We start from the raw sequence: 20,327 nt of genomic DNA, 5'->3' as shown, positions 1-20,327 counted from the left end.
TGCGCGCTGTTTCGGAATGCAAGTAATGCCCCACTCATAGCATTCGCTGGGCTCAGGCGAAGGGGGCCGGGGTGATGTCGGTGGCTTCCAGGGCGGCTCGCACGGCTCTGGCGATCTCGACGGCTCCGGGCGTATCGCCGTGGACGCAGATCGAGCGCGCGCCGACCGTCACTTCGGAGCCGTCGATCGCGGTGATCCGGCCGTGCGTGGCCAGGTCGACGCACCTCGCGGCGATCGTCTCGACGTCGTGCAGCACCGCGCCCGCTTCCCGCCGCGACACCAGGTGCCCCTCGGGCGTGTAGGCGCGATCGGCGAAGGCCTCGGTCACCGTGGGCAGCCCACGGGCTTCCGCGGCCGAAAGCAGCGCGGACCCCGGCAGTCCCAGCACCGGCAGTTCCCCGTACCGCCGCACCCCGTCGGCGACCCCCGCGGCCTGCACCTCGTCGGTCACCACGGTGTTGTAGAGCGCGCCATGCGGCTTCACGTAGGCGACCCGCGTCCCGGCGGCGCGCGCGAAGGCGTCCAGGGCGCCGATCTGGTAGGTGATCTCGTCGGCGAGCCGGTCCGGCGGCACGTCCATCCGCTGCCTGCCGAACCCGGCCAGATCGCGATAGGACACCTGCGCGCCGATCACCACGCCCCGCTGGGCGGCGCGTTCGCAGGTCGCGCGCATGATGCTCGGATCCCCGGCGTGGAAGCCGCACGCCACGTTCGCGCTGGTGACGATGTCGAGCAGGGCGTCGTCGTCCCCCAGCACCCAGATCCCGAAGCCTTCCCCGAGATCGCTGTTCAGATCCACCGTCGACTGCCCGGCTCGGCCGTTCTCAGCAGGCAAGACCCTCCTTTTGGTTGTTCCTCGTGCCCCGGTGCGGCGATAGGTTCGCCCGGAGCTCGACCACGGACACCAGGAGGGTATATATGCGGCTGAGAACTCGCGCGGGAGCCGGTGCGGTGGCCACTGGCCTCGCCTCGATCCTGCTGGCCACGTCGGCCAGTGCCGCACCAGCGCCTGGCGCGCCGGGTGCTGGCGACCCCTACTACCCAGGTGCGGGCAACGGCGGTTACGACGTCCAGCACTACGACATCAGGCTCACCTACCAGCCCGCGACCGACCAGCTGTCCGGGCAGACGACCATCCTGGCCACCACCACGCAGGAGCTCTCCACGCTGAACCTGGACTTCGGTCTCAAGGTCAGCTCGGTGCGGGTGAACAACGCGCCCGCCAAGTTCGGCAAGGACGCGAAGGACCCCAGCGAGCTGGTGGTGCAGCCGGCCAAGCCGCTGGCGAAGAACCAGTTCGTGACGATCGTGGTCAGCTACACCGACACCCCGTCGCAGGTGGTCGTCGACGGCGCCACCGCCTGGCGCAAGACGCCGACCGGCGCCGAAGTGGTGGACGAGCCGTTCAGCTCGGAGTGGTGGTACCCGGCCAACGACCACCCCACCGACAAGGCCACCTTCGACGTCTCCGTCGAGGTCCCCGACGCCGTCTCCGCCATCTCCAACGGCACCCTGGTGCGCAAGACCAAGCAGCGCACCGGCTGGACGCGGTGGAACTGGCGCAGCACCCAGCCGCAGGCCACCTACCTGGCCTTCCTCGCCGTCGGCAACTTCGAGGTGCTCCAGTCGACCACCCCGAGCGGGCAGCCGTTCCTCTCCGCCTACGACCCGGCGCTGGGCGCCGCGCTGCCCGCCGCCAAGGCCAGCATCGAGCGCACGCCCGAGGTCACCGAGTTCCTCGCCACCCAGTTCGGGCCCTACCCGTTCGAGGCGCAGGGCGGGGTGGCGTCCAACGCGATCGGTTTCGCGCTGGAGAACCAGACGCGCTCGGTCTACGGCAACAGCTTCTGGCGCAACGGCTCGAACACCTCGGTGGTCGCGCACGAGGTGGCGCACCAGTGGTTCGGCGACTCCGTGTCGCTGGGCAAGTGGAGCGACATCTGGCTGAACGAGGGTTTCGCCAGCTACGCGGAGTTCCTGTGGTCGGAGAGCATCGGCGAGGGCACGGCCGACGAGCTGGCCGAGTACCTCTACAATTCCTACCCGGCGGACAGCGCGTTCTGGCAGGTCAAGCCCGGTGACCCGGGAGCGGACAAGCAGTTCGACGCGGCCGTCTACGACCGCGGCGCGCTGGCCGTGCACGCCCTGCGCAAGGCGATCGGCGAGGAGAGCTTCTTCAAGCTGCTGCAGACGTGGCAGGCGCAGAAGAAGGGCAAGCACGCGACCATCCCGGAGTTCATCGCGCTGGCGGAGAAGGTCTCGGGCAAGCCGCTGTACGACCTGTTCCAGACGTGGTTGTTCACCCCCGGCCGACCGGACTTCAGCCCGACCGGGCAGTCGTCGGCGGCCTCGGCGGCCACCGTGGCGCGGGCCGCGGACGGCAAGCCCGCCGAGCCGAAGTCGTGGGCGAAGATCCAGCAGACCCACGCCGACCTCGCCGCGCACGGGCACGCCCACGCGCACGGCACGGAAGCGGGCCGGGACTTCTAGCCCTCGCGCGGGTGCGGGAGGTCGCCCCGGCCTTCCGCACCCGCGGCTAGGGTGTGCCGTATGTCGCCCAGGAGTGAGAAACTGCTGCGGATCGGCGTCCGCGTGCTGGTCGGCGTGGCCGCCGTGCTCACCCTGCTGTGCGTGACCCTGTTCTTCGCCGCGGTGCGCAACGACAGCGCGATCGCCGACCACCGCGGCACGGCCGACGCCGAGGTGCTGTCGGTCTCCTTCGACCGCACGCTGATCCGGTTCGTGACGCCGGACGGGGTGGCGCACACGCCCTCGCTCGGCGTGCTCTACCCGGCGGGGCTGGAAGCCGGACAGCTGGTGCGGGTCGAATACAACAGCGAAGACCCGGAACTGGCGCGGGTCGCCGGACGCACGGCTTCGCTGACCCTGCTGCCGCTGGGCACCACCATCCTGTTCACCTGGCTGGTCGCCGGCCCCGCCTGGTTCTTCACCCGCCGCCTCCTACGCCGCCCCACCCCACCCCCCACCCCCACCCCCTCCGCCAACCCCGCCTCCGCCCCTCCCGACCCCCCCACCCACCAGAACCAATAGCCCCACCCGCAAACCCACACTCGGGCACCCGAACCCCACGTTCAGGCACGCGAGTCCCGCACTCGGGCACCCGAACTCCACGTTCACGCAGCCGAATCCCGCACTCGAGCAGCGAGTTCCACGTTCAGGCAGCCGAGTTCCACAGTCGGGCAGCCGGACTCCACGTTCGGGCAGCCGAGTACGGCGCTCAGGCACTCGAACCCACTCGGTCAGCCGAGGCCCACACTCAGGCACTCGAACACCACGTTCAAGCAGCCGAGTTCCACACTCGGGTAGCTGAGTCCCACGTTCAAGAGGCCGAACCGGCCCTGCAGCCGACTACCGCCCTGCCCGCCGGAACGCGGTTCCCAGCCGCTCGAACGCGGGAGCCGCCAACCGAACGTGGAACTCGGATGCCTGGACGCAGAACTCGGACGCCTGAACGTGGGATTCGGCTTCCTGAACGTTGAGTTCGGCTGCCCGGGTGTGGGACTCGGCCGCACCAACGTGGGGTTTCGGCTGCCCGGGTGTGGGACTCGGCCGCACCAACGTGGGGTTTCGGCTGCCGGGTGTGGGACTCGGTTGCCCCAACGTGGGGCTCGGCTTCCTGAGTGTGGGGTTCGGCTTCCTGAACGTGGAACTCGGCTGTAAGAACGTGGGGACTCGGCGGCGAGCGTGGGGGCGGGTGCCGGAACGTTGGGTCCGGGTGTCGGAGCGTGGGGCTCGGCGGGGCGAGTGTGTGGTTGGGCTGCTGGAACGTGGGACTCGGCTGTCTGAACGTGGGGTTCGGCGGCGTGGGGTGGGAGGGGTTAGGGGTGGGGGGTGGTTTGCCACCAGGTCAGGACGGTTTCGGCTAGGGCGGGGGCGGCGACCAGGATGCCGTCGGCGGGGAGGGCGGTGCCGGCGCCGTGGCGGTCCAGCACCACGGCACCCGATTCGATGGCCAGTGCGACCGCGCCCGCGACGTCCCATTCGTGGTAGCTGTGCAGGACGGCCGCGCCCGCGTGGCCCAGGGCGACCTGCGCCACGGAAAGCGCCGCCGAGCCCAGGATCCGCACCCCGGCGTGGGCGGCGGACGCCCGTTCGATGAACCCCGCCATCCCCGGCCAGGCCCCGCCCCGGCCGAGTTCCGTGCAGATGATCGCGCCCGGCAACCGCACCGGCTCGCCGGACAACCGCACCGGAGTGCCGTTCGCCCGCGCGCCCCGGCCGCGCGCCGCCGCGTAGATCTGGCCTCGGTACGGGTCGGCCACCACGCCGACCACCGGGCCCGACGAGTCCACCAGTGCCAGGCTGAACGCGCACCACGGCATACCGGCCACGTAGTTCGCGGTGCCGTCGACCGGGTCCACCACCCAGCGGTACTCGGCCACGTCGGCACCCAGGTCCGCGCCGAACTCCTCGCCGACCACCGGCATCCCGGGGAACTCGGCGGTCAGCACCCGGCGCGTGTGCCGCTCCAGGATGAGTTCGGTGTCGGTGACCCAGTCGAACGGCGTGTCCGGCGTGTCCGGCCGGGCACCCCGTCCGGCGGTCGCGGTGATCACGTCGGTGGCGTCGTTGGCCAGCCGCCCGGCGACTTCGAGGGCCTTGGACAGCAGGGCGGGCTCGACGGGCCGGGCCGGGCGGGACGACAAGAGGGTCACGCCGCTCTAGCATGGCCGCGCTCGGTGACCGGAACCCGACGGTGAGGTGTCCGGGCCATGGCGACTTCGCACTGAGCGGAGGAGTTCGAACGCTGTTGGCCGGTGCGTCACCCGCGCCTGCCACAGTCCGGATCGTGCGTATCGCCATCGTCACCGAAAGCTTCCTGCCGCAGGTCAACGGCGTCACGAACTCCGTGCTCCGGGTGGTCGAGCACCTGCGCGACCGGGCGCACGAGGTGCTCGTGATCGCGCCCGGTCCCGGTCCGGCCGAGTACCGCGGGGCGCCCGTGGTGCGGATCCCCGCGCTCGGCCTGCCGGTGGTCAACTCCCTGCCGATCGGGGTCCCGACCCGGACCGTGCTCACCGCGATGGCCGACTTCGGCCCGGACGTGGTGCACCTGGCGTCACCGTTCGTGGTCGGCGCCCGCGGGCTGGCCGCGGCCCGGCGCCTGCGCGTGCCGTCGATCGCGGTCTACCAGACCGACATCGCCGGGTTCGCCGCCGCGTACGGCCTCGGCCTCGGCGCGCGGGCGGCCTGGCGCTGGGTCCGCCGCGTGCACTCGCGGGCGGACCGCACGCTCGCGCCGTCCAGCGATTCGGTGCGCGAACTGCTGGCGCACGGGGTGCCGCGCGTCCACCGCTGGGGCCGCGGTGTGGACATCGAGCGCTTCTCGCCGTCGCACGCCGACCCCGCGCTGCGGGCCGAACTCGCGCCGAACGGCGAGCTGCTTGTCGGTTTCGTCGGGCGGCTGGCCCCCGAGAAGGAGGTCGACCGGCTGGTGACGCTGGCAGGCGTGCCCGGGATCCGCGTGGTGGTCGTCGGCGACGGTCCTGAGCTGGCCGGGCTGCGCGACCGCATCCCCGGTGCCGCCTTCCTCGGCGCGAAGTACGGCGACGAGTTGTCCGCCGCGTACGCCAGCCTCGACGTCTTCGTGCACACCGGTCCACATGAGACCTTCTGCCAGGCGGTGCAGGAGGCAATGGCCTCCGGGCTGCCGGTGCTCGCTCCGGACGCGGGCGGACCGCGCGACCTCGTGCTGCACGGGCGGACCGGTTTCCTGCTGCCCGCCGACCGCGCCAGGTTCGCCGCGCAACTGCTCGACCGCGTCGACGAACTGCGGGACCCGGCGTTGCGCGAACGGCTCGGTCAGAAGGCACGCAAGGTCGTGCTCGGCCGGACCTGGCCCGCCGTGTGCGGGGAGTTGATGGGGCACTACGAAGCGGTGGCCGGCCGGGCGGCGCAGGCGGCCTGAGTGCACATCGTCCAGCTGGCGAACTTCTACGGGCCGCGCTCCGGCGGCCTGCGGACCGCGCTGAACCACCTCGGCGCGGGGTACGTCGCGGGCGGTCACGAGGTGACGCTGGTGGTGCCGGGGCAGCGGTACGCGGAGGAGGAGCTGCCCACCGGTGTCCGCCGGTTCCAGCTGCCCGCGCCCCGGATCCCGGGTACCGGCGGCTATCGCGCGGTCGACCCGCACCGCGTCCGCGGGGTCCTGCGCGGGCTGCGGCCGGACCGGCTGGAGGTGTCCGACCGGCTCACCCTGCGCGGCATGGGCACCTGGGCGAAGCGGCACGGCGTGCCGAGCGTGGTGATCTCGCACGAGCGGCTGGACCGGCTGCTGGAGCAGTTCCTGGTGCCCGCGCCGCTGGCCAGGCAGTGGGCGGACGCGGCGAACCGGCGGATGGCGGGCAGCTACGACACGGTGGTCTGCACCACGGCGTTCGCGCGCGCCGAGTTCGACCGGATCGGCGTGCCGAACGTGCGCCGCGTACCGCTCGGTGTGGACCTGCGTGCCTTCGCCCCACACCTGCGCGACACCGGACTCCGCCGCGAACTGCTCGGCACCGCCGACGCGCTCATCGTCCACTGTGGACGACTCTCGCCGGAGAAGCACGTGGAACGCAGCGTGGACACCGTCGCCGAGCTGACCGAGTCCGGTGTGGACGTCCGGCTGGTGGTCGCCGGTGACGGGCCGCGGCGGCGGGCGCTGGAACGCCGGGCACGCGGCCTGCCGATCACCTTCCTGGGGTTCGTCGCCGAACGCGCCGAGGTCGCCCGGCTGCTCGCCTCCGCCGACGTCTCGCTCGCGCCCGGCCCGCATGAGACCTTCGGGCTCGCCGCGCTCGAAGCGCTCGCGTCGGGCACGCCCGCGGTCGTCTCGGCTTCCTCCGCGCTGCGCGAGATCGTGCGCCCGCCCGGTGGTGCGGCCGTGGACGACCACGCGCCCGCCTTCGCCGCCGGGGTCACCGGGGTGCTGGACCGGCCCGAGCCCGAGCGCCGCGCGGCGGCCAGGTCGCGGGCCGAGGAGTTCACCTGGCCGAGCGCTGTGCGGGGCATGTTGCGCGTGCTGGGCGGGTAGCGACGTACTGTGACGGCATGTCCCGAGCCAGCCTCGACAAGGACCCGCGTGAGGTCGCCGCCATGTTCGACGGCGTCGCCGACGGGTACGACCGCGCGAACTCGTTCATGACCTTCGGTTTCGACCGCCGCTGGCGGGTCACCACCTCGCGCGTGCTCGACGCCAAGCGCGGCGAGAAGGTGCTCGACCTGGCCGCGGGCACCGGCGTGTCCACCACCGAGTACGCCGCCAACGGCGCCTGGTGCCTGGCCGCGGACTTCTCGATCGGCATGCTGCGCGCGGGCCTGCACCGCAAGGTGCCGATGGTCGCCGCGGACGCGCTGCACCTGCCCTTCGCCGACGGCAGCTTCGACGCGGCCACGGTCTCGCTCGGCATCCGCAACTTCGTCGACACCAAGGCCGCGCTGGCCGAACTCGCGCGCGTGGTGCGCCCCGGCGGGCGGCTGGTGATCTGCGAGGTGTCCACGCCGACCTTCGCGCCCATCCGGTTCGTCTACCGCCGGTTCATCCTCAAGGCGATGACCTGGGTCGGCCGCCACTCCTCGTCCAATCCGGACGCCTACGGCTACCTCGCCGAGTCCATGCTCGCCTGGCCGGCACAGCGCGAGTTCGGCGAGATCATCGCCTCGGCAGGCTGGCAGGACGTGGAGTGGATGAACCTCACATTCGGTGTCGTAGCAATCCATCGGGCCACCAAGCCGCCCGTACACTCGGCTCCATGACGACTCTTCAGCAGCGCGACGCCGAGGTGATCGTGGTGGGCGCGGGCCCGGCGGGTTCGACCGTCGCCACCTATCTCGCCCGCGCCGGGGTGGACGTGCTGCTGCTGGAGAAGACCGTCTTCCCGCGCGAGAAGGTCTGCGGTGACGGGCTCACCCCGCGTGGCGTGAAGCAGTTGATCGACCTCGGCATCGACACCAGTCAGGACGCGGGCTGGGTGCACAGCCGCGGCCTGCGCATCCTCACCGGGGAACTGACGCTGGAGCTGGACTGGCCGGAGCTGACCAGCTACCCGCCCTACGGCGTTTCCCGCACCCGCCAGGACTTCGACGACCTGCTGGCGAAGACCGCGGTCAAGGCGGGCGCGCGGCTGCTGGAGCGCACCACGGTCACCGGCGCGATCACCGACGCCACCGGCCGCGTGGTCGGCGTCGAAGCCAAGACCGGCGAGGAGAAGCGCCCGGTCAGCTACCGCGCTCCGCTGGTGCTGGCCTGCGACGGCGTGTCCGCGCGGCTCGCGCTGAGCGTCGGCATCCAGAAGAACGAAAAGCGCCCGATGGGCGTGGCCGTGCGTCGGTACTACAGGAGCCCGCGGCACGACGACCCGTTCATCGAGGGCCACCTCGAGCTGTGGGACCGCAGCGACCCGGCGCGGCCCAAGCTGCTGCCTGGTTACGGCTGGGCGTTCCCGCTCGGCGACGGCACGGTGAACATCGGCCTCGGCATGCTGTCCACCTCGAAAGCCTTCCGCGGCACCGACTACCGCGCGCTGCTGCGGCAGTGGCTCGACGGCACGCCCGAGGAATGGGGCTACCGCGAGGAGAACGCGATCGGCAAGGTCGGCGGTGCCGGGCTGCCGATGGGTTTCAACCGCACCCCGCACTACCGCGACGGCCTGCTGCTGCTCGGGGACGCGGGCGGCATGGTCAGCCCGTTCAACGGCGAGGGCATCTCGGCGGCGATGGAGTCCGCGCAGCTGGCCGCCGAGTCGGTGGTCCAGGCGCTGGCGCGGCCGGAGGGTTCGTCGCGGGAGCGGGCGCTGCAGGGCTATCCGATGGCCGTCGCGGACATGATGGGCGGCTACTACCGGCTCGGCAACGTCTTCGCGAAGCTGATCGGCAAGCCGGCCGTGATGCGCGCGGCGACCAAGTACGGGCTGCGCATCAACAAGCTGCTTCCGTTGGTGTACAAGGGTCTTTCCGGTTGCTACGACGCCAAGGGCGGCGACGTGGTCGACCGGCTCATCGCCGCCGCTTCGCGCGCGACACCCAGCCCCCGGTAAGCACCCGCCTCTTCGGTTGGCGTGTGTTACCTCACACCGGACAAACCGTGTCACCGGCTGGGACCGGCGCGTTTCGTCCTCTTCCCGCTGGTCTCGGACCCGCGCCGCAGTACGCGCGTCCGGTGAGCGCCACGGAAGTTAGGTGAGCCTTATACCACGGGGGATGGCGACAACGGTGTGACTCGCGTCCTACACTGACCCCGTGCCTTGTGAACCGCTTCACAATTCTGACGGCTCGCTTGTGAACTTTTTCACAAGCGTCCGCCGAGATCGCGGGCCCTAACTCACCAGCAGTAAGGCTGCCCTAACTCTCGGACGTGTGATCCGGGTCGCTTAGGGTGCGCCACGAGGCACTCAGACCGAGTTCGATCGCAGCGGCGCGGAAGGGATGGACGAACCGTGCTGGCGTTGCAACCACCACACTTCGCGGGCCCACTGTCTTTTGGCGGGGGTCCGGGGGTCGCCCCCCGGGAATTTCTGGCTCAGGGGGCCGCGGCCCCCACCTTGGACATCTACCTCCCGCTGGTCATCCTGTTCGTGCTGGCGATCGGGTTCGCCGTGCTTTCGGTGCTGCTGGGCCCGCTCGTCGGCCCCAGCCGCTACAACAAGGCGAAACTTTCGGCCTACGAGTGCGGGATCGAACCCTCGCCGCAGCCGGTGGTCGGCGGCGGCCGGATGCCGATCGCCTACTACGTCACGGCGATGCTGTTCATCCTGTTCGACATCGAGATGGTGTTCCTCTACCCGTTCGCGGTCTCCGCGGACGCGCTGGGCCTGTTCGGCCTGGTGGAGATCGTTCTGTTCATCGCCACGGTCGGTTTCGCCTACGCCTACGTGTGGCGGCGCGGCGGCCTCGACTGGAACTAGGGGCAAAGCATGGGTCTCGAAGAGAAACTCCCCAACGGCATCCTGCTGGCCAGCCTGGAAGGCCTGGTCAACTGGGCCCGCAAGAACTCGCTGTGGCCCGCCACCTTCGGCCTGGCCTGCTGCGCCATCGAGATGATGACCGTCGGCGGCTCGCGCTACGACATCGCGCGCTTCGGCATGGAGCGCTTCAGCGCCACGCCGCGGCAGGCCGATCTGATGATCGTGGCCGGCCGCGTGACGCAGAAGATGGCGCCGGTGCTGCGTCAGATCTACGACCAGATGGCCGAACCGCGCTGGGTGCTGGCGATGGGCGTGTGCGCCTCCTCCGGCGGCATGTTCAACAACTACGCGGTGGTCCAGGGTGTCGACCACATCGTGCCGGTGGACATGTACCTGCCCGGCTGCCCGCCGCGGCCGGAGATGCTGCTCGACGCGATCCTCAAGCTGCACGCCAAGATCCAGGACGAACCGCTGAACGCCCGGCGCGCCGAACTGCGCGCGGCCAGCGGTGCCCGCACCGAGCTCATCCCGTCCTCCATCAAGTACGCGAAGAAGTGACTCAGATGCCCGAGGAATCCAAGCCGGTCACCGGCGGAGAACGATCGAGCGCCGAGCGCCCGGATTCGGTGGAGCTGCGGCCCGAAGGCGCGCGCCCGGCCGAATCGCTGGTCGCCGGTCGTGAGCGCAAGGGCATGTTCGGCGTCTCCGGCACCGGGGACACCTCCGGTTACGGCGGCCTGCGGCTCCCGGCGTACTCGCCGGCCCCGGCCGAACGCCCCTACGGCGGCTGGTTCGACGAGTTCACCGACGAGTTCCTCGCCGCGCTGGCCGACCACCGCGTGCCCGCCGAAGCCATCCAGCAGGTGACCGTCGACCGCGGCGAGATCACCTACTACGTGGCGCGCGAGCACCTGGTGGAGATCTGCCGGACCCTGCGCAACGACGGCGGGCTGCGGTTCGAGCTGTGCAGCTCGGTCTCCGGCGTGGACTACGGCGTGGACGTGCCGCAGCGGCTGCACTCGGTGTACCACCTGACCTCGATGACCTTCCGCCGCCGCATCCGGCTGGAGGTCGCGGTGGACCTCGACGACGCGCACATCCCGTCCATCGTCGAGGTCTACCCGACCGCCGACTGGCAGGAGCGGGAGGCCTACGACATGTTCGGCATCGTCTACGACGGCCACCCGGCGCTGACCCGGATCCTGATGCCGGACGACTGGGACGGCCACCCCCAGCGCAAGGACTACCCGCTCGGCGGGATTCCCGTGGAGTACAAGGGCGCGGAGATCCCGCCGCCGGACCAGCGGAGGTCTTACTCGTGAGCAGCACCGAAAAGATCTCGGACGTCGAGTCCGGTACCGACACCTCCCCGCGCGGCGCGGACTCGGCCGCCCAGGACAACTCGCCGGGCCAGGACCAGTACGCCCAGGAACGCCGCACCACCGAAGGCCCGGTCTACACCGTTTCCGGCGGTGACTGGGACGACGTGCTCTCCGACGCCGAGCACGACGACCGCATGGTCATCAACATGGGCCCGCAGCACCCGTCCACGCACGGCGTGCTCCGGCTCGTGCTGGAGATGGAGGGCGAGACCGTCACCCAGCTCCGCTCGGTCATCGGCTACCTGCACACCGGGATCGAGAAGAACTGCGAGTACCGGAACTGGACCCAGGGCGTCACCTTCGTGACGCGGATGGACTATCTGGCCCCGCTGTTCACCGAGACCGCCTACTGCCTCGCGGTGGAGAAGCTGCTCGGCATCAAGGCGCCGCCGCGCGCCGAACTGCTGCGCGTGCTGCTGATGGAGATCAACCGCATCGGCTCGCACCTGGTCTACATCGCCACCGGCGGCATGGAACTCGGTGCCACCACGGCGATGACGCTCGGTTTCCGCGAGCGCGAAGAGGTGCTGCACCTGCTGGAGCACCTGACCGGCCTGCGGATGAACCACGCGTTCATCCGGCCCGGCGGGCTCTCCCAGGACATGCCGGAGGACTACCAGGAAGCGGTGTCCGCCTTCGTCAAGACGATGGAGGAACGGCTCCCGCTCTACGACAAGCTGTTCACCGGTCAGCCGATCTGGCGCAACCGGCTCAAGGACGTCGGTTTCCTGCCGGTGGACGCCTGCCTCGCGCTCGGCGTGACCGGGCCGGTGCTGCGGTCGGCCGGTCTGCCGTGGGACCTGCGCAAGACCGAGCCGTACTCGCGCTACGACGAGTTCAAGTTCGACGTGCCGACCTCCACCGACGCGGACTGCTGGGGCCGGTACCTGATCCGCGTGCAGGAGATGCACGAGAGCCTGAAGATCATCAAGCAGGCGCTGAAGAAGCTCGCCGACGAGGGCCCCGGCCCGGTGATGGTCGACGACAAGAAGGTGGCCTGGCCCGCGCAGCTGTCGCTGGGCAGCGACGGGCTCGGCAACTCGCTCGAGCACGTCCGCAAGATCATGGGCCAGTCGATGGAATCGCTGATCCACCACTTCAAGCTGGTCACCGAAGGCTTCAAGGTGCCGGCGGGCCAGGCGTACGCGACGGTCGAGTCCCCGCGCGGCGAGCTGGGCGCGCACCTGGTCTCCGACGGGGGTACCCGCCCGATGCGCGTGCACATCAGGGAACCAAGCTTCGTGAACCTGCAGGCGATGCCCGCGATGGCCGAGGGCGGCCTGGTGGCGGACGTGATCGCGGCGATCGCGTCGATCGACCCCGTGATGGGGGGAGTGGACCGATGACCTCTTCGACGGAACGCCCGGAACCGGGCCCCGACTACGCCGACCAGACGCACGTCGCCGCGGGCGGTGACGTGGACGTGCGGGGGATCGCCCCTGGAGACAGTGGGTCCATTTTGGACACCGCGGTGCTGGAGGACCCCTTCGGCCCGGACATCGTGGAGAAGGCGCAGCAGATCATCGCGCGCTACCCGGTGAGCCGCTCGGCGCTGCTGCCGATGCTGCACCTGGTGCAGTCGGTGCAGGGCTACGTCACCCAGGAGGGCATCGCCTTCTGCGGGCGGCAGCTCGACCTCTCCGACGCCGAGGTCAGCGCGGTCGCGACCTTCTACACCATGTACAAGCGCCGCCCGTGCGGTGAGCACCTGGTCAGCGTCTGCACGAACACGCTGTGCGCGGCGCTCGGCGGGGACGACATCTACCGCAAGCTGCAGACGCACCTCGGTTCCGAGCAGGAACCGCTGGGGCACGAGGAAACCGCGGGCACGCCCGGCGAACCCGGCTCGATCACCCTCGAGCACGCGGAATGCCTGGCCGCCTGCGACCTCGGCCCGGTCATCCAGGTCAACTACGAGTACTTCGACAACCAGACCACCGACAAGGCGGTCGCACTGGTCGACGCGCTGCGGGCGGGCAAGAAGCCCGCGCCGACGCGCGGCGCCCCGCTGAGCGACTTCAAGGGCGCGGAACTGCAGCTCGCCGGGTTCTTCCCGGAGGACGAGCGGACCTACCGCGCCGAGGTGGACGGACCGTCGCAGGCCGTGGAAACGCTGCGGGGCGCCCAGGTCGCGCAGGAGCGCGGCTGGACCGCGCCGGTGATGGATGACGTGCCGCTGCCCGCCGTCGAAGAGAAGAAGTGAGGCAAGCCGATGGCTGACCCCATTACCCCGGTCCTCACCAAGCGCTGGCTCTCGCCGGAATCCTGGCGGCTGGCCACCTACGAACGCCTCGAGGGCTACACCGCGCTGCGCAAGGCGCTGGCCGGTACGCCGGAGCAGCTGGTCACCCTGATCAAGAACGCGGGCCTGCGCGGCCGCGGCGGCGCGGGTTTCCCGGCCGGGGTCAAGTGGTCGTTCATGCCGCCCGACGTCAATGGACGCACTGCCAAGCCACATTATTTGGTCATCAACGCCGACGAGGGCGAACCGGGTACCTGCAAGGACATCCCGCTGATGATGGCGGACCCGCACTCGCTGATCGAGGGCTGCGTGATCGCCTCGTACGCGATGCGCTCGCACCACTGCTTCATCTACGTCCGCGGTGAGGCGCTGCACTGCATCCGCCGCCTCAACGCGGCGGTGCGCGAGGCCTACGAAGCCGGGTACCTCGGCAAGGACATCGTCGGCAGTGGGTTCGACCTCGACATCACCGTGCACGCCGGGGCGGGTGCCTACATCTGCGGTGAGGAAACCGCGCTGCTCGACTCGCTGGAGGGCCGTCGCGGCCAGCCGCGGCTCAAGCCGCCGTTCCCCGCGGCCGCCGGCCTCTACGCCGCGCCGACCACGGTGAACAACGTGGAGACCATCGCCAGCGCGCCCTACATCGTCAACGCCGGGGCCGACTGGTTCCGCAAGATGGGCAGCGAGAAGTCGCCGGGCCCGAAGATCTACTCGATCTCCGGCCACGTGACCAACCCCGGCCAGTACGAGTGCCCGCTGGGCACCACGCTGCGCCAGCTGCTGGACATGGCCGGTGGCATGAAGGACGGCATCCCGCTGAAGTTCTGGACCCCGGGTGGCTCGTCCACGCCGATGTTCACCGCGGAGCACCTGGACACCCCGCTGGACTTCGAGGGCGCCGCGGAAGCGGGCTCGATGCTCGGCACCACCGCGGTGATGGTGTTCAACGAGACGGTTTCCGTGCCGTGGGCCGTGATGAAGTGGACGCAGTTCTACGAGCACGAGTCGTGCGGCAAGTGCACGCCGTGCCGCGAGGGCACCTACTGGCTGGCGCAGATCCTCGAGCGCATGGTCGATGGCCGGGGCACCGAGGCGGACATCGACACCCTGCTCGACGTCTGCGACAACATCCTCGGCCGCTCCTTCTGCGCGCTCGGTGACGGCGCTGTCAGCCCGATCACCAGTGGCATCAAGTACTTCCGGGACGAGTTCCTGGCCCTGTGTGAGAGCAACAAGCGCGAACTGGTGGGAGCGCAGGCATGACCATCGCACCCGACAAGCCTTCGACCGAGGAAACCCCGGTCCCCGAAGGCCACGTCAAACTGATCATGGACGGCGAAGAGGTCATCGCGCCGAAGGGCGAGTTGCTGATCCGCACCGCGGAGCGGCTCGGCACGGTGATCCCGCGCTTCTGCGACCACCCGCTGCTCGACCCGGCAGGCGCCTGCCGCCAGTGCCTGGTCGAGGTGGAGATGAACGGCCGCCCGATGCCGAAGCCGCAGGCCTCGTGCACGATGACGGTGGCCGACGGCATGGTGGTCAAGACCCAGCTGACCTCGCCGGTGGCGGACAAGGCGCAGCAGGGCGTGATGGAGCTGCTGCTGATCAACCACCCGCTGGACTGCCCGGTCTGCGACAAGGGCGGTGAGTGCCCGCTGCAGAACCAGGCGCTGGCGCACGGCCGCGCGGACTCGCGGTTCGTCGACACCAAGCGGACCTTCCCGAAGCCGCTGCCGATCTCCAGCCAGGTGCTGCTCGACCGCGAGCGCTGCGTGCTCTGCCAGCGCTGCACCCGGTTCTCCGCGCAGATCGCCGGTGACCCGTTCATCGAGCTGCTCGAACGCGGGGCGCACCAGCAGATCGGCACCGCGGAAACCGCGGACGTGCTGGACATGGCCTCGCGCACGACCAGCGGGCAGCCGTTCCAGAGCTACTTCTCCGGCAACACCATCCAGATCTGCCCGGTGGGCGCGCTGACCAGCGCGGCCTACCGGTTCCGGTCGCGGCCGTTCGACCTGGTGTCCTCGCCGAGCGTGTGCGAGCACTGCTCGTCGGGCTGCGCCGAGCGCACCGACTTCCGGCGCGGCAAGGTGATGCGCAAGCTCGCCGGGGACGACCCGCAGGTCAACGAAGAGTGGATCTGCGACAAGGGCCGGTTCGCCTTCCGGTACGCCGGAGCCGACGACCGCCTTCGCCGTCCGATGGTGCGTGACGCGGGAACCGGTGAGCTGAAGGAAGCCTCCTGGACCGACGCGCTGCGCGTGGCCGCCGAGGGCCTGGCCAAGGCCCGCGACGGCCGGGGCGCGGCGGTGCTGCCGGGCGGCAGGCTGACCGTCGAGGACGCCTACGCGTACTCGAAGTTCGCCCGGATCGCCCTGCGCACCAACGACATCGACCACCGCGCGCGAGCACACTCGGCCGAGGAACTGGACTTCCTCACCGCGCACGTGGTCGGCACCACGCCCGAGACCGGCGTGACCTTCGCGGCCATCGAGAACGCGCCGACCGTGCTCTGCGTGGCCTTCGAGCCGGAGGAAGAGGCACCGATCGTCTTCCTGCGGCTGCGCAAGGCGGCCCGCACGAAGAACGCCAAGATCGTCCACTTGGGACAGTGGACCACCTCCTCGGTGCGCAAGACCTCCGGCGAGCTGCTCGCCTGCGTGCCCGGCGGCGAGCCCGCCGCGCTGGACGCGCTGGCCCAGCACGCGCCGGACCTCGACGAGGCGCTGGCGGCGGGCGGGGTGGTGCTCGTCGGTGAGCGTGCCGCCGAGGTCCCCGGCCTGTTCTCCGCGCTGCTGCGGCTGACCGCCCGCACCGGCGCCCGGCTGGCGTGGATCCCGCGCCGCGCGGGCGAACGCGGGGCGATCGAGGTCGGCACGCTGCCGACCCTGCTGCCCGGCGGCCGGTCGGTGACCAGCATCGAGGACCGCATCGAGGTGGCGCGGTCGTGGGGGGTCGACGGCCTGCCCGGCGAGCCCGGCCGCGACCTGACCGGCATCCTCCAGGCCGCCGCCGGCGGTCAGCTGGACGGCCTGCTCGTCGGTGGTGTCGAACTCGCCGACCTGCCCGATCCCGACCTGGCCCGCCGCGCGCTGGCCAACGCGGGTTTCGTGGTCAGCCTGGAACTGCGCGCGAGTGAGGTGACCGAGCACGCCGACGTGGTGCTGCCGATCGCCCCGGCGGTGGAGAAGTCCGGCACCTTCCTCAACTGGGAGGGCCGCCGCCGCGAGTTCAAGGTGACCCTCGAGGGCACCGGCGCGCTGTCCGACTGCCGCGTGCTGGACACGCTCGCGGTCGAGATGGACGCCGACCTGTTCACCCAGACCCCGGCCGCCGCGGCCGGTGACCTGGCCCGCCTGGCGTCCAGGCGCGGTGGCACGGCACCCGAGGTCCCGGCCCCGGCCGTGCCGAAGCCCGGCGCGGGACAGGCGGTGCTGGCGACCTGGCGGCAGCTGCTGGACAAGGGCTCGCTGCAGGACGGTGAACCGCACCTCGCGGGCACCGCCCGACCGGTGGTGGCCCGGCTGTCCGCGGCCACCGCGAACGGCATGGAGACGGTGACCGTGTCGACCGAGCGCGGCGCCATCACGCTGCCGGTCGAGGTCGCCGACCTGCCCGACGGCGTGGTCTGGCTGCCGGGCAACTCCGAAGGCTCCCAGGTCCGCGTCGCACTCGCGGCCGGGCACGGCTCGGTGGTCTCGATCGCTGGAGGTGAGCGGTGACCCCGTTCCTGACCCAAGCCCAGGAACTGACGCGCGCGGAGATCCTGGCGGACGACCCGTGGTGGCTGGTGCTGATCAAGGCCGTGGTCATCCTGCTGATCGGCCCGATCCTGACGATCTTCCTGATCGTCTGGGAGCGCAAGGCGGTCGGCCGGATGCAGAACCGGCCCGGCCCCAACCGCGTCGGCCCCGGCGGATACCTGCAGTCCTTGGCGGACGCGATCAAGCTGCCGTTCAAGGAACAGATCATCCCGGACACCGCCGACCGCAAGGTCTACTTCCTGGCGCCGGTGCTCTCCGCGGTGCCCGCGCTGGTCGGGCTCTCGGCGATCCCGTTCGGCCCGGAGGTTTCGATCTTCGGTGAGCGGACCCTGCTGCAGCTGGTCGACCTGCCGGTCGGCGTGCTGGTGATCCTGGCCTGCTCCTCGATCGGCGTGTACGGCATCGTGCTGGCAGGCTGGTCGTCCGGCTCGCCGTACCCGCTGCTCGGCGGGCTGCGCTCGGCGGCGCAGGTGATCTCCTACGAGATCGCGATGGGCCTGTCGATCGTCGGCGTGATCCTGTACGCGCAGTCGATGTCCACCGCGGACATCGTCGCATCGCAGGCCTCGGGCTGGTACTTCTACCTGCTGTTCCCGAGCTTCGTGATCTACCTGATCTCCATGGTCGGCGAAACCAACCGGGCGCCGTTCGACCTGCCGGAGGCCGAATCCGAGCTGGTCGGCGGTTTCCACACCGAGTACAGCTCGATGAAGTTCGCCATGTTCTTCCTCGCCGAGTACGTGAACATGGTGATCGTCTCGGCGTTCGCCACCACGTTGTTCCTCGGCGGCTGGCTCTTCCCGTTCGTCGGCGCCGACCACGCGCTCAACAGCGGCTGGCTGCCGATCATCTGGTTCATGGCCAAGATGTTCGTGCTGCTGTTCGGCTTCATCTGGCTGCGCGGCACGCTGCCCCGGTACCGCTACGACCAGTTCATGCGGCTGGGCTGGAAGGTGCTCGTCCCGCTGAACCTGGTGTGGATCGTGATGATCGCGACCATCCGGGCCATCCGCACCACCGACGAGGTGCCGCTGGGCGTCTGGATCGCGGTCGGCGCGGTGGTGGTGCTGGTGCTCGTGGTGATCGCGTTCATGGTGCCGGAGAAGGAACTCCGCGATGCCGACAGCGTGCCGGTCACCGGCAGCGACTACCCGCTGCCGCCGCTCGACCTCAAGGTCCCCGAGACCACCCCGCGCCAGCGAGCGCTCAAGGCACGGGCGCGCACGGCGAAGAAGCAACCCGCCGCCGTCTCGGCCGGAAGGGAGAACACCGATGGGGATATTTGATCCCGTCAAAGGCTTCGGCGTCACCTTCTCGATGATGTTCAAGAAGGTGGCCACCGAGGAGTACCCGGAGGCCGGGGCGCCCGCGGCGCCGCGCTACCACGGCCGGCACCAGCTCAACCGCCACCCGGACGGGCTGGAGAAGTGCGTCGGCTGCGAGCTGTGCGCGTGGGCCTGCCCGGCGGACGCGATCTTCGTCGAGGGCGGTGACAACACCGACGAGGCCCGCTTCTCGCCCGGCGAGCGGTACGGCGCGGACTACCAGATCAACTACCTGCGCTGCATCGGCTGCGGGCTGTGCGTCGAGGCCTGCCCGACCCGGTCCCTGACGATGATCAACTTCTACGAGCTGGCCGACGACGACCGCCAGCGGCTGATCTACACCAAGGAGGACCTGCTCGCCCCGCTGCTGCCCGGCATGGAGCAGCCGCCGCACCCCATGCGGCTCGGCGAGACCGAGCAGGACTACTACGTGAACGGCCCCGAACTGGCTCGCAAGCAGGGGGAAGTGTCATGATCACCGCGCTGCTCGCGCAGGCGCCGCCGCTGCCGGAGGCGGTGCCGGTGACCACCGGGGAGACCATCGCCTTCTGGGTGCTGGCCCCGCTCGCGGTGGCCGGCGCGCTCGGCATGATCTTCGCCCGCAACGCCGTGCACTCCGCGCTGTGGCTGGCGCTGACCATGCTCTCGCTCGGCGTGATCTACATGGTCCAGCAGGCGCCGTTCCTGGGCTTCACCCAGATCATCGTCTACACCGGCGCGATCATGATGCTGTTCCTGTTCGTGCTGATGCTGGTCGGGCGCGACTCCTCGGACTCGGTGGTGGAGGTGCTGCGCGGGCAGCGGCTCGCCGCGGCACTGCTCGGCATCGGCATGGCCGGGCTGTTCGCCGCCGCGCTGACCCGGTCGCTGGCCGACGTCACCCCGGCGCCGCTGCTCGACCCGGCCACCCCGCAGGGCGGCGCGGCGGGCGGCCTCGGCCGCAAGATCTTCACCGAGTACCTGTTCCCGTTCGAGCTGACCTCGGCGCTGCTGATCACCGCGGCGATGGGCGCGATGGTGCTGGCCTTCTCCGACCGGCACGCCAAGGGCGGCAAGATGTCGCAGAAGGACCTGGTCGTCGCGCGGTTCCGCGGTGAGCACGCGCGGCCTTCACCGCTGCCCGGCCCGGGTGTGTTCGCCACCGCCAACTCGGTGGCCACCCCCGCGCTGCTGCCGGACGGTTCGGTGGCGCCGGAATCGCTCTCGGAGATCATCGAGTCCACCACCGCCTCGCACTTCGCGAGCGAGCGCAAGCGGGTCGCCGGCGACGAGCCGGGCCCGGACGCGCACGCACTCGTCGGTGGCGCCGGTGACGCCGGTGACAAGGAAGAAAAGGACGAAGGCGAAGCGAAATGACGCCGACGAACTACCTCCTGCTCTCCGCGCTGCTGTTCTCCATCGGGGCGGTCGGCGTGCTGGTGCGCCGCAACGCGATCGTGGTGTTCATGTGCATCGAGCTGATGCTCAACGCGGTGAACCTCACGCTGGTCACCTTCGCCAGGATCAACGGCAACCTCGACGGCCAGGTGATGGCGTTCTTCGTGATGGTCGTGGCCGCCGCCGAAGTGGTGGTCGGCCTGGCGATCATCATGTCGATCTTCCGCACCCGCAGGTCGGCCTCGGTCGACGACACGAACCTGCTGAAGTACTGAAGGACCCCACCCGTCGCCCGCCCCCGCCCTCAACGGAGGCGCTTCGCGCCGCTGAAA

At 70.5% G+C, this 20,327-nt stretch carries 19 protein-coding genes; 17 read left to right on the top strand and 2 right to left on the bottom strand.

The genetic code is table 11. The annotated features are described in order from the left end of the window. Positions 1–52: 52 nt before the first annotated feature. Positions 53–835, bottom strand: a complete 783-nt coding sequence (locus tag L3Q67_RS08230) for a LamB/YcsF family protein (protein ID WP_499188954.1) — start codon at positions 833–835, stop codon at positions 53–55. Between the two features lie 83 nt (positions 836–918). On the opposite strand from L3Q67_RS08230, the gene L3Q67_RS08225 reads away from it, so the two are divergent. Then, the gene (locus L3Q67_RS08225; protein ID WP_499188953.1) at positions 919–2,490 is read left to right on the top strand and encodes a M1 family metallopeptidase; all 1,572 of its coding nucleotides are present in this window, start codon (positions 919–921) and stop codon (positions 2,488–2,490) included. Positions 2,491–2,550: 60 nt separating this feature from the next. After that, positions 2,551–3,051, top strand: a complete 501-nt coding sequence (locus L3Q67_RS08220) for a DUF3592 domain-containing protein (protein WP_499188952.1) — start codon at positions 2,551–2,553, stop codon at positions 3,049–3,051. Positions 3,052–3,839: 788 nt separating this feature from the next. On the opposite strand, the gene L3Q67_RS08215 is transcribed toward L3Q67_RS08220, so the two are convergent. Further along, on the bottom strand, positions 3,840–4,676 hold the full coding sequence (locus tag L3Q67_RS08215; RefSeq protein ID WP_499188951.1) for an inositol monophosphatase family protein: 837 nt from the start codon (positions 4,674–4,676) through the stop codon (positions 3,840–3,842). A 134-nt stretch (positions 4,677–4,810) separates the two neighbouring features. Between L3Q67_RS08215 and L3Q67_RS08210 the strand changes: the two genes are divergently transcribed. From L3Q67_RS08210 to nuoK, 15 genes are all read left to right on the top strand, one after another. Beyond that, positions 4,811–5,929 carry a glycosyltransferase family 4 protein gene (locus L3Q67_RS08210; protein WP_499188950.1) on the top strand — a complete coding sequence of 373 codons (1,119 nt, stop codon included), beginning with the start codon at positions 4,811–4,813 and terminating at the stop codon, positions 5,927–5,929. Further along, complete coding sequence (locus tag L3Q67_RS08205) at positions 5,930–7,036, top strand: glycosyltransferase family protein (protein ID WP_499188949.1); 1,107 nt, start codon at positions 5,930–5,932, stop codon at positions 7,034–7,036. A 17-nt stretch (positions 7,037–7,053) separates the two neighbouring features. Further along, positions 7,054–7,758, top strand: a complete 705-nt coding sequence (locus L3Q67_RS08200) for a class I SAM-dependent methyltransferase (RefSeq protein ID WP_499188948.1) — start codon at positions 7,054–7,056, stop codon at positions 7,756–7,758. Beyond that, positions 7,755–9,038, top strand: coding sequence for a geranylgeranyl reductase family protein (locus tag L3Q67_RS08195; protein WP_499188947.1), 1,284 nt, complete (start codon positions 7,755–7,757; stop codon positions 9,036–9,038). Before L3Q67_RS08200 ends, L3Q67_RS08195 begins: the two co-directional genes overlap by 4 nt. A 477-nt stretch (positions 9,039–9,515) precedes the next feature. Continuing rightward, positions 9,516–9,905, top strand: a complete 390-nt coding sequence (locus tag L3Q67_RS08190) for an NADH-quinone oxidoreductase subunit A (RefSeq protein WP_499191461.1) — start codon at positions 9,516–9,518, stop codon at positions 9,903–9,905. Positions 9,906–9,914: 9 nt separating this feature from the next. Beyond that, a complete protein-coding gene (locus L3Q67_RS08185) occupies positions 9,915–10,463 on the top strand; it encodes a NuoB/complex I 20 kDa subunit family protein (protein ID WP_209663877.1) in 549 nt (182 codons plus the stop codon). Between the two features lie 5 nt (positions 10,464–10,468). Further along, a complete protein-coding gene (locus L3Q67_RS08180; RefSeq protein WP_499188946.1) occupies positions 10,469–11,227 on the top strand; it encodes an NADH-quinone oxidoreductase subunit C in 759 nt (252 codons plus the stop codon). After that, positions 11,224–12,633 (top strand): NADH-quinone oxidoreductase subunit D, encoded by a 1,410-nt coding sequence (locus tag L3Q67_RS08175; protein WP_499188945.1) that lies wholly within the window; start codon positions 11,224–11,226, stop codon positions 12,631–12,633. Before L3Q67_RS08180 ends, L3Q67_RS08175 begins: the two co-directional genes overlap by 4 nt. Continuing rightward, positions 12,630–13,490, top strand: coding sequence for an NADH-quinone oxidoreductase subunit NuoE family protein (gene nuoE, locus L3Q67_RS08170; protein ID WP_499188944.1), 861 nt, complete (start codon positions 12,630–12,632; stop codon positions 13,488–13,490). Before L3Q67_RS08175 ends, nuoE begins: the two co-directional genes overlap by 4 nt. 9 nt (positions 13,491–13,499) lie before the next feature. Continuing rightward, positions 13,500–14,792, top strand: coding sequence for a complex I 51 kDa subunit family protein (gene nuoF, locus L3Q67_RS08165; protein WP_499188943.1), 1,293 nt, complete (start codon positions 13,500–13,502; stop codon positions 14,790–14,792). Continuing rightward, complete coding sequence (locus tag L3Q67_RS08160; RefSeq protein ID WP_499188942.1) at positions 14,789–17,251, top strand: NADH-quinone oxidoreductase subunit G; 2,463 nt, start codon at positions 14,789–14,791, stop codon at positions 17,249–17,251. Before nuoF ends, L3Q67_RS08160 begins: the two co-directional genes overlap by 4 nt. After that, positions 17,248–18,579 (top strand): complex I subunit 1/NuoH family protein, encoded by a 1,332-nt coding sequence (nuoH, locus tag L3Q67_RS08155; RefSeq protein ID WP_499188941.1) that lies wholly within the window; start codon positions 17,248–17,250, stop codon positions 18,577–18,579. The genes L3Q67_RS08160 and nuoH overlap by 4 nt, the downstream gene beginning before the upstream one ends. Further along, complete coding sequence (nuoI, locus tag L3Q67_RS08150) at positions 18,566–19,093, top strand: NuoI/complex I 23 kDa subunit family protein (protein WP_499188940.1); 528 nt, start codon at positions 18,566–18,568, stop codon at positions 19,091–19,093. Before nuoH ends, nuoI begins: the two co-directional genes overlap by 14 nt. Next, positions 19,090–19,974: an NADH-quinone oxidoreductase subunit J gene (locus L3Q67_RS08145; RefSeq protein WP_499188939.1), complete on the top strand. Its 885-nt coding sequence runs from the start codon at positions 19,090–19,092 to the stop codon at positions 19,972–19,974. The genes nuoI and L3Q67_RS08145 overlap by 4 nt, the downstream gene beginning before the upstream one ends. Then, positions 19,971–20,270: an NADH-quinone oxidoreductase subunit NuoK gene (gene nuoK, locus L3Q67_RS08140; protein ID WP_113695753.1), complete on the top strand. Its 300-nt coding sequence runs from the start codon at positions 19,971–19,973 to the stop codon at positions 20,268–20,270. The genes L3Q67_RS08145 and nuoK overlap by 4 nt, the downstream gene beginning before the upstream one ends. Positions 20,271–20,327 lie beyond the last annotated feature (57 nt).

Source organism: Saccharothrix sp. AJ9571, from assembly GCF_021725495.1.
GTDB lineage: Bacteria > Actinomycetota > Actinomycetes > Mycobacteriales > Pseudonocardiaceae > Amycolatopsis > Amycolatopsis magusensis.
The sequence above is the reverse complement of the archived record's forward strand: the minus strand, read 5'-3'. Positions and strand labels throughout refer to the sequence as shown.

What these genes read in the sequence shown, in the direction of transcription:
- nuoE (WP_499188944.1), top strand. Translation starts at nt 12,630, where the DNA reads ATGACCTCTTCGACGGAACGCCCGGAACCGGGCCCCGACTACGCCGAC.
- L3Q67_RS08160 (WP_499188942.1), top strand. Translation starts at nt 14,789, where the DNA reads ATGACCATCGCACCCGACAAGCCTTCGACCGAGGAAACCCCGGTCCCC.
- nuoI (WP_499188940.1), top strand. Translation starts at nt 18,566, where the DNA reads ATGGGGATATTTGATCCCGTCAAAGGCTTCGGCGTCACCTTCTCGATG.
- L3Q67_RS08225 (WP_499188953.1), top strand. Translation starts at nt 919, where the DNA reads ATGCGGCTGAGAACTCGCGCGGGAGCCGGTGCGGTGGCCACTGGCCTC.
- L3Q67_RS08220 (WP_499188952.1), top strand. Translation starts at nt 2,551, where the DNA reads ATGTCGCCCAGGAGTGAGAAACTGCTGCGGATCGGCGTCCGCGTGCTG.
- L3Q67_RS08185 (WP_209663877.1), top strand. Translation starts at nt 9,915, where the DNA reads ATGGGTCTCGAAGAGAAACTCCCCAACGGCATCCTGCTGGCCAGCCTG.
- L3Q67_RS08195 (WP_499188947.1), top strand. Translation starts at nt 7,755, where the DNA reads ATGACGACTCTTCAGCAGCGCGACGCCGAGGTGATCGTGGTGGGCGCG.
- L3Q67_RS08200 (WP_499188948.1), top strand. Translation starts at nt 7,054, where the DNA reads ATGTCCCGAGCCAGCCTCGACAAGGACCCGCGTGAGGTCGCCGCCATG.
- L3Q67_RS08180 (WP_499188946.1), top strand. Translation starts at nt 10,469, where the DNA reads ATGCCCGAGGAATCCAAGCCGGTCACCGGCGGAGAACGATCGAGCGCC.
- nuoK (WP_113695753.1), top strand. Translation starts at nt 19,971, where the DNA reads ATGACGCCGACGAACTACCTCCTGCTCTCCGCGCTGCTGTTCTCCATC.
- nuoF (WP_499188943.1), top strand. Translation starts at nt 13,500, where the DNA reads ATGGCTGACCCCATTACCCCGGTCCTCACCAAGCGCTGGCTCTCGCCG.
- L3Q67_RS08145 (WP_499188939.1), top strand. Translation starts at nt 19,090, where the DNA reads ATGATCACCGCGCTGCTCGCGCAGGCGCCGCCGCTGCCGGAGGCGGTG.